Origin of the sequence: Nocardioides sp. (assembly GCF_035703625.1) — a bacterium.
GTDB lineage: Bacteria > Actinomycetota > Actinomycetes > Propionibacteriales > Nocardioidaceae > Nocardioides.
Genome location: NZ_DASSXS010000075.1, coordinates 1 through 6,919, shown reverse-complemented (window position 1 = coordinate 6,919; position 6,919 = coordinate 1). Strand labels below are relative to the sequence as shown.

Annotated in this window: 7 protein-coding genes; 6 read left to right on the top strand and 1 reads right to left on the bottom strand. The window is 68.9% G+C overall.

What is annotated here, in order from left to right; translation table 11 throughout:
- The 3 genes from uvrB to VFN12_RS03920 form a co-directional block, all read left to right on the top strand.
- A partial coding sequence (uvrB, locus tag VFN12_RS03930) for an excinuclease ABC subunit UvrB (protein ID WP_325117283.1) occupies positions 1 to 1,867 on the top strand: 1,867 nt, incomplete at its 5' end.
- A 205-nt stretch (positions 1,868 to 2,072) separates the two neighbouring features.
- Entirely contained in the window at positions 2,073 to 2,612 is a 540-nt protein-coding gene (locus VFN12_RS03925; RefSeq protein WP_325117282.1) for a hemerythrin domain-containing protein, read from the top strand.
- A 246-nt stretch (positions 2,613 to 2,858) separates the two neighbouring features.
- A complete protein-coding gene (locus VFN12_RS03920; protein WP_325117281.1) occupies positions 2,859 to 3,557 on the top strand; it encodes an ATP-binding protein in 699 nt (232 codons plus the stop codon).
- 64 nt (positions 3,558 to 3,621) lie between these two features.
- On the opposite strand, the gene VFN12_RS03915 is transcribed toward VFN12_RS03920, so the two are convergent.
- On the bottom strand, positions 3,622 to 4,299 hold the full coding sequence (locus VFN12_RS03915; protein ID WP_325117280.1) for a potassium channel family protein: 678 nt from the start codon (positions 4,297 to 4,299) through the stop codon (positions 3,622 to 3,624).
- Positions 4,300 to 4,474: 175 nt separating this feature from the next.
- Between VFN12_RS03915 and VFN12_RS03910 the strand changes: the two genes are divergently transcribed.
- The 3 genes from VFN12_RS03910 to VFN12_RS03900 form a co-directional block, all read left to right on the top strand.
- Positions 4,475 to 5,248 (top strand): MlaE family ABC transporter permease, encoded by a 774-nt coding sequence (locus VFN12_RS03910; RefSeq protein ID WP_325117279.1) that lies wholly within the window; start codon positions 4,475 to 4,477, stop codon positions 5,246 to 5,248.
- Positions 5,248 to 6,087 carry an ABC transporter permease gene (locus VFN12_RS03905; RefSeq protein WP_325117277.1) on the top strand — a complete coding sequence of 280 codons (840 nt, stop codon included), beginning with the start codon at positions 5,248 to 5,250 and terminating at the stop codon, positions 6,085 to 6,087. Before VFN12_RS03910 ends, VFN12_RS03905 begins: the two co-directional genes overlap by 1 nt.
- 2 nt (positions 6,088 to 6,089) lie before the next feature.
- The coding region (locus tag VFN12_RS03900) for an MCE family protein (protein ID WP_325117276.1) at positions 6,090 to 6,919 on the top strand (830 nt) is incomplete at its 3' end.

The following is a 6,919-nucleotide window of genomic DNA, read 5'->3' as shown; positions in this document are numbered from 1 at the left end:
GTTCGCCAACGAGCTGCGCCAGCTCTTCCCCGACAACGCGGTCGAGTACTTCGTCTCCTACTACGACTACTACCAGCCCGAGGCCTACGTCCCCCAGACCGACACCTACATCGAGAAGGACTCCTCGATCAACGAGGAGGTCGAGCGGCTGCGTCACTCCGCGACCAACTCGCTGCTCACCCGGCGCGACGTGATCGTGGTGTCCACGGTGTCGTGCATCTACGGCCTCGGCACCCCACAGGAGTACGTCGACCGCATGGTGCGCCTGCGCGTGGGGGAGGAGCACGACCGTGACTCGATCCTCCGCAGGCTCGTGGAGATCCAGTACACCCGCAACGACATGACCTTCACCCGCGGCACCTTCCGGGTCCGCGGCGACACCCTCGAGATCTTCCCGGTCTACGAGGAGCTGGCGATCCGGGTGGAGTTCTTCGGCGACGAGATCGAGCGGCTGATGACCCTCCATCCGGTCACCGGCGAGGTGCTCACCGACGACCAGGAGCTCCACATCTTCCCCGCCACCCACTACGTCGCCGGCCCCGAGCGGATGGAGCGGGCGATCCGGGGCATCGAGGCCGAGCTCGAGGAGCAGCTCGCCCTCTTCGAGCGGCAGGGCAAGCTGCTCGAGGCCCAGCGGCTGCGGATGCGAACGACGTACGACGTGGAGATGATGCGGCAGGTCGGGTCCTGCTCCGGCATCGAGAACTACTCGATGCACATCGACGGTCGCTCGCGCGGGTCCGCTCCCAACTGCCTGCTCGACTACTTCCCCGAGGACTTCCTGCTGGTCATCGACGAGTCCCACGTCGCGGTGCCCCAGATCGGCGGCATGTACGAGGGCGACATGTCCCGCAAGCGCAATCTGGTCGACCACGGGTTCCGGCTGCCCAGCGCCATGGACAACCGACCGCTGCGCTGGGAGGAGTTCCTCGACCGGATCGGCCAGACGATCTACCTGTCGGCGACGCCGGGCGACTACGAGCTCGACAAGGTCGGCGGGGACACCGTCGAGCAGATCATCCGTCCGACCGGGCTGGTCGACCCCGAGGTGGTGGTCAAGCCGACGAAGGGCCAGATCGACGACCTGATCCACGAGATCACCACCCGCACCGAGCGCAACGAGCGGATCCTGGTCACGACCCTGACCAAGAAGATGTCGGAGGACCTCACCGACTACCTCCTCGACGCCGGCATCCGCACCCGCTACCTCCACTCCGAGGTCGACACCCTCAAGCGGATCGAGCTGTTGCGCGACCTGCGGCTCGGCGACTACGACGTCCTGGTCGGGATCAACCTGCTCCGCGAGGGCCTCGACCTGCCGGAGGTCTCGCTGGTCTCGATCCTCGACGCCGACAAGGAGGGTTTCCTGCGCTCCGACAAGTCGCTGATCCAGACGATCGGGCGGGCCGCGCGCAACGTCTCCGGCCAGGTCCACATGTATGCCGACAAGATCACGCCCTCGATGGAGAAGGCGATCGACGAGACCAACCGCCGCCGCGCCAAGCAGGTCGCCTACAACACGGCCAACGGGGTCGACCCGACCCCGCTGCGCAAGAAGATCGCCGACATCACCGAGATGCTGGCCCGGGAGGACGAGAACACCAAGGAGCTCCTCGAGACCTGGCAGCACCTCGACCCCAAGACCCGCAAGGCTCCGGTGCCCGGGCTGGGCCGGGAGGCGTCCGGCAAGCACGCCGCCGATCTCGCCGGGCTGCCCAGCGCCGAGCTGGCGGGGCTGATCCAGGACCTCACCGACCAGATGAAGGCGGCTGCCGCCGAGCTCCAGTTCGAGGTCGCGGCGCGCCTGCGTGACGAGATCTCGGACCTCAAGAAGGAGCTTCGCCAGATGATGGAAGCGACCAAGTGAGGAGGATCGCCGTCCGAGGAACCTCCGGAGGTGAGGTGCGAAGGCACCCTGGCGCCTGAGCCTCGAAACCCGGCGAGGGACCTGGGGCCCTCGACCCCGGTGGTCGCCGCCCTGCGTCAGTTCCGGGGTTTCGAGGCTCGTCGCTGGCGCTCCTCGCACCTCAACCACCGGGAGAGCCGCTGCGGGCCCTGCATAGGGTGTGCGCATGACCACCATCGACCTCGGACGGCCGATCTCCGGCGACGTCATCGACCTGATCCTCGACGACCACCGTCTCTTCGAGTCCCTCCTGCGGGACCTGCGCGACAACAGCCTGGACCGCGACGCCGTACGCCAGGCGTTCGCCACCCTGCACGTCGCGCACGCGGAGGCGGAGGAGAAGCACGTCTACCCGAAGCTGCGTCGCAAGGAGGCGATCGGCGAGCACGAGGCCGAGCACGGCCGGGAGGAGCATGCGGAGGGTCACGAGGCCCTGCTCGCGGTCCTCGAGCTCAAGGGGACCGACACCGAGGCCTTCGACGACGCCGTCGAGAAGCTGGCCGCCACCATCAGCCACCACCTGACGGAGGAGGAGCTGACGATCCTCAACCCGGCGCGTGAGGACGTGGGGCCGCGCGTCCGCGCCGAGCTGGGTGAGCAGTTCGCCCGGGAGCGCAACGCGCAGGTCGACGACGGGTGCGGCAGTCTCGAGAACGTCCGCAGGATCGTGGCGGAGGCCCGCCGGGATGGCGTGCTCGACGACTGAACCCGGCACCTGCGGCGCGAGCCCCCGACTGGTCTAGGCCGGCGGTCGGCTGATGGTTAGGGATCTCCTCTGACCGGGTATGACCCCTGATGCGCCGGTAACACGCTGCGTGCGCTGAGCCGGTCCGGCACCACGCCGGACCGCCTCGGGTGGGGCGCACGCAGCGAGCGCGGGCGTGAGGAAAGGGCGCAGGTGATGGCCACAGGAGCTCTGCCTCTTGGCGCAGGACCTCCGGGATCCGGAAGCGTGCGGATCATCGGCCGTTACCGGCTGCCGTCGGACGTCGCCAGCGAGCTCAAGCACGCCCTCTCCGACAACCCGCAGATCGTGATCCTGGACCTGCACGACATGGCCGGGAACTCACGGCTGCTGCACGAGGTCCTGGATCCCGTGACGGACTACCTCGCCGCCTGGCCCGGCACGGTCGTTGTCGTGTGCGTGCCCGACCCCGAGGCATCGACACCGGCGCTTCCGGCGACCATCGTCGACCGGGTCCTGGCGGCGAGATCCCACGCAGAGGCACTCGAGCGAGCCCGGGACCTCGTGCCGCCCCAGTACGCGGCCTCCACGTTCCTCACGCCCCAGCCCGTGGCGTCCGACGACGCGCGGACGTTCACCCGTCGAACCCTGCGTGACTGGGAGATGCCCGAGCTGGTCTGGCCGGCCAGCCTGGTCGTGAGCGAGCTCGTCACCCACTCCATCCTGGAGGCGCAGACCGTCCTCGACCTGAGCCTGAGCAAGGTGGACCACCTCGTCCGCATCGCCGTCCACGACTACGGTGCCGACCGCTTCCGGCCCACCCAGCAGGTCGAGCACTCCGACCCGCTCGAGGACCCCCTGCTCGACCGTGGCCTGCTCGTGGTGCGCGCGCTGACGCATAGCTGGGGGGTGTTCCCCTCCCGGGTCCGGGGCAAGACCGTCTGGGCCGTGCTCGGGGACCCGTGACCGGTGACGGGCCGAAGGTGCGTGGCCACCCCGGTCGGCCCGCGCCCGGATCGGCCCGCCGCGGCTACCGGTTCCCGCGACCCACGACCGTCAGGCCGACCAGGCGGGCGACCACGAGCGCGACGTACAGCACCCCGGCCACCTGCTCGACCATCACCAGCGAGCGCGCGTGGGGGAGGACCGGCACGACGTCGGAGAGCCCCACGCTGGTCAGCGTGGTGAAGGACAGGAACAGCAGGTCGAACCAGGACCGGTCGCCCGCTCCACCCGCGCCGACGAACGACCCGGGCCACACGACCTGCGCAGCGGCGTAGAGGTAGGCGAAGCCCCATGCCACGACGGTGAACGCGGCGCCGGTGGCGAACAGCTCGTCCCGCGTGACCCGGTCGTCGGCGAACAGGTAGCGGATCATCGCGTAGGACACGAAGAAGTAGAACGGCACGTGCGCCAGCGCGGACCCGACGACGATCATGTCGTTCTCGGGACGGACCACCTCCAGCACGCTGAAGACGACGGCGGGCAGGCCGAAGACGACGGCGACCCAGCTCAGGGCCGCGGTACGACGTACCGCGTACACGGCGATCAGCACGATGCCGGGCTGGACCACGCCGAGCGCGACGCGTCCCCACGTGGAGTCCGTGAGGAACGGGTAGGCCAGGACGGCGAACAGCTGAGCCGCGAGGAGCACCGCCGAGGGGTGGTCGCCCAGGGTGCGGGCAAACCTGGAACCCGTCCCTCTCACATGCGGCATCCTAGGACGGCTGGCCCGCCCCGGCCGCGACCCGCTCCGCGTGACATCGGCGCTGTTTCGTCGTTGTAACAGAGGCGACGGACTGGGGGGCCTGAGCCGCATTGCCCAAAATGAGAACACGTTCTATTCTTGGGCGGCGCGCACGACCGACCTGGGGAGGTGCCAGATGGCGTTCACTGCGGTGTCCGTCGTGCGCGGACCCGGTCAGCTCGCGGCGATGGTCGTCGAGGTCACCAAACGGATCTTCACCACCCCCTTCCAGTTCCGGGAGTTCCTCGAGCAGGCCTGGTTCATCACCAGCGTCACCCTGATGCCCACCATCCTGGTCTCGATCCCGTTCGGGGCCGTCATCTCCCTCCAGGTCGGCAACCTCACCGGCCAGCTCGGGGCGCAGTCCTTCGCGGGCGCCACGGCGGTGCTCGCCGTCACCCGGGAGGCCGCCCCCATCGCCGCCGCGATGATCATCGCCGGCGCCGCCGGCTCGGCGATCTGCTCCGACATGGGGGCCCGCAAGATCCGCGAGGAGATCGACGCGATGGAGGTGCTCGGTGTCGACCCGCTCGCCCGCCTGATCGCGCCGCGGGTGGTGGCCACCGTCTTCGTGGCGGTGATGATCAACGGCCTGGTCATCGCGGCCGGAATCGGAGGGGGCTACTTCTTCACGGTCATCGTCCAGGGCGGCTCGGCCGGAGCGTTCCTCTCCTCCTTCACCGCCCTGGCCTCGCTGAACGACCTCTACGTCGCGATGGTCAAGGCAGCGGTGTTCGGCTGGCTGGCCGCCATCGTGGGGGCCTTCAAGGGCCTCAACGCCGGCGGGGGACCGAGCGGGGTCGGCCGCGCCGTCAACGAGTCCGTGATCGTCGCGTTCATGCTGCTGTTCTTCCTCAACGCGGTGATCTCCGCGATCTACTTCCAGATCGCTCCACCCCCGGGGCTCTGATGGCGACCCCCACGTCGATCGCCGGCTCCGTCGTCCAGGGACGACGCGACTCCCTGGAGCACTACGGCGACCAGCTGCTGTTCTACGTCAAGGCGCTCGCGTGGACGCCCAGAGCGCTTCGTCGTTACAAGCGCGAGATCCTCAACACGCTCGCCGAGGTGACCTTCGGCGCCGGCGGCCTCACCCTCATCGCCGGCACGGTGGGCGTGATCGCGTTCCTCGCGTTCTTCGCCGGCACCGAGGTCGGCATCCAGGGCTACGCATCGTTGAGCCAGATCGGCGTCGCGAAGTTCACCGCGTTCATCTCGGCCTACTTCAACACCCGCGAGGTCGCCCCGCTCGTCTCGGCGATCGCGCTCGCCGCGACCGTCGGCTGTGGCTACACCGCGCGGCTCGGCGCGATGCGCATCTCCGAGGAGATCGATGCCCTGGAGGTGATGGGCATCCCGTCGCTGCCCTACCTCGTGACGACGCGGATGATCGCCGCCTTCGTCGCCGTGATCCCGCTCTACATCGTGGCCCTCTGCGCGTCGTACCTCTCTCCGCGGCTGATCACGACGCTGATCTACGGGCAGTCACCCGGAACCTACGACCACTACTTCCTCCAGTTCCTGCCTCCCGTCGACATGCTGTGGTCGTTCGCCAAGCTGATGTTCCTCGCGGTCGCGGTGATCCTCATCCACTGCTACTACGGCTACACCGCCTCGGGCGGACCGGCCGGGGTCGGCATGGCCGTGGGGCGCGCCATCCGGACCAGCATCGTCACCGTCGTGGTGGCCGACTTCTTCCTCAGCTTCGCGATCTGGGGCTCCACGACGACCGTCCGGATCACGGGGTAGCCATGCTGGTCAACGTCCACCACGACAGCCCCGCCGAGCACCGGCGGCTGCTCGTCGCGGGCGTCGCGTTCCTGACGGTGATCGCGCTGCTGCTCGGGCTCTCGATCGCGATCTACCAGAAGGCCTTCGCCGACGTGACGATGGTGACGATCAAGGCCGACCGGGCCGGCCTCCAGCTGGCCAAGTTCGGCGACGTCCGGGTCAACGGGGCGCTGGTCGGCGCGGTCCGCGAGGTGAACCAGGACGGCGACGAGGCCTCGATCAAGGTGGCTCTCGCCCCGTCCGCCGCCGAGGAGATCCCGGAGAACGTCGGCGTCCAGATCCTGCCCACGACCCTCTTCGGCCAGAAGTACCTCGCGTTCGTCGATCCGGCGACCCCGTCGTCATCGTCGCTGGAGGACGGCGACGTGATCCCCTCGGACCGGGTGGAGACCAACGTCGAGCTCAACCGGATCCTGTCCAACCTCTTCCCGCTGCTGCGCGCCGTCCGTCCCGCCGACCTCAACGCCACCCTCAACGCGCTGGCCACGGCGTTGAACGGTCGCGGCGAGCAGCTGGGCGAGACCGTCGAGAAGCTCGACTCCTACCTCGGCGCGATCGACGACCACCTGCCCACGCTGCGGCAGGACCTCATCCTGCTGGCCGACGTGGCCGACACCTACGCTGTGGCGGCCCCCGACCTGATCGGCATCCTGCGCAACGTCACCACCACCAGCCGCACGGTCCTCGAGAAGCGACAGGAGCTCGACGTCTTCTTCGCGGACCTGTCCGGGCTGGCCGACACCTCGACCCGGATCCTGGCCGACAACGAGACCAACCTGATCCGGGTCGG

Excerpts from the sequence above, each read along its gene's own strand:
- VFN12_RS03925 (WP_325117282.1), top strand. The coding sequence starts at position 2,073 with ATGACCACCATCGACCTCGGACGGCCGATCTCCGGCGACGTCATCGAC.
- VFN12_RS03905 (WP_325117277.1), top strand. The coding sequence starts at position 5,248 with ATGGCGACCCCCACGTCGATCGCCGGCTCCGTCGTCCAGGGACGACGC.
- VFN12_RS03910 (WP_325117279.1), top strand. The coding sequence starts at position 4,475 with ATGGCGTTCACTGCGGTGTCCGTCGTGCGCGGACCCGGTCAGCTCGCG.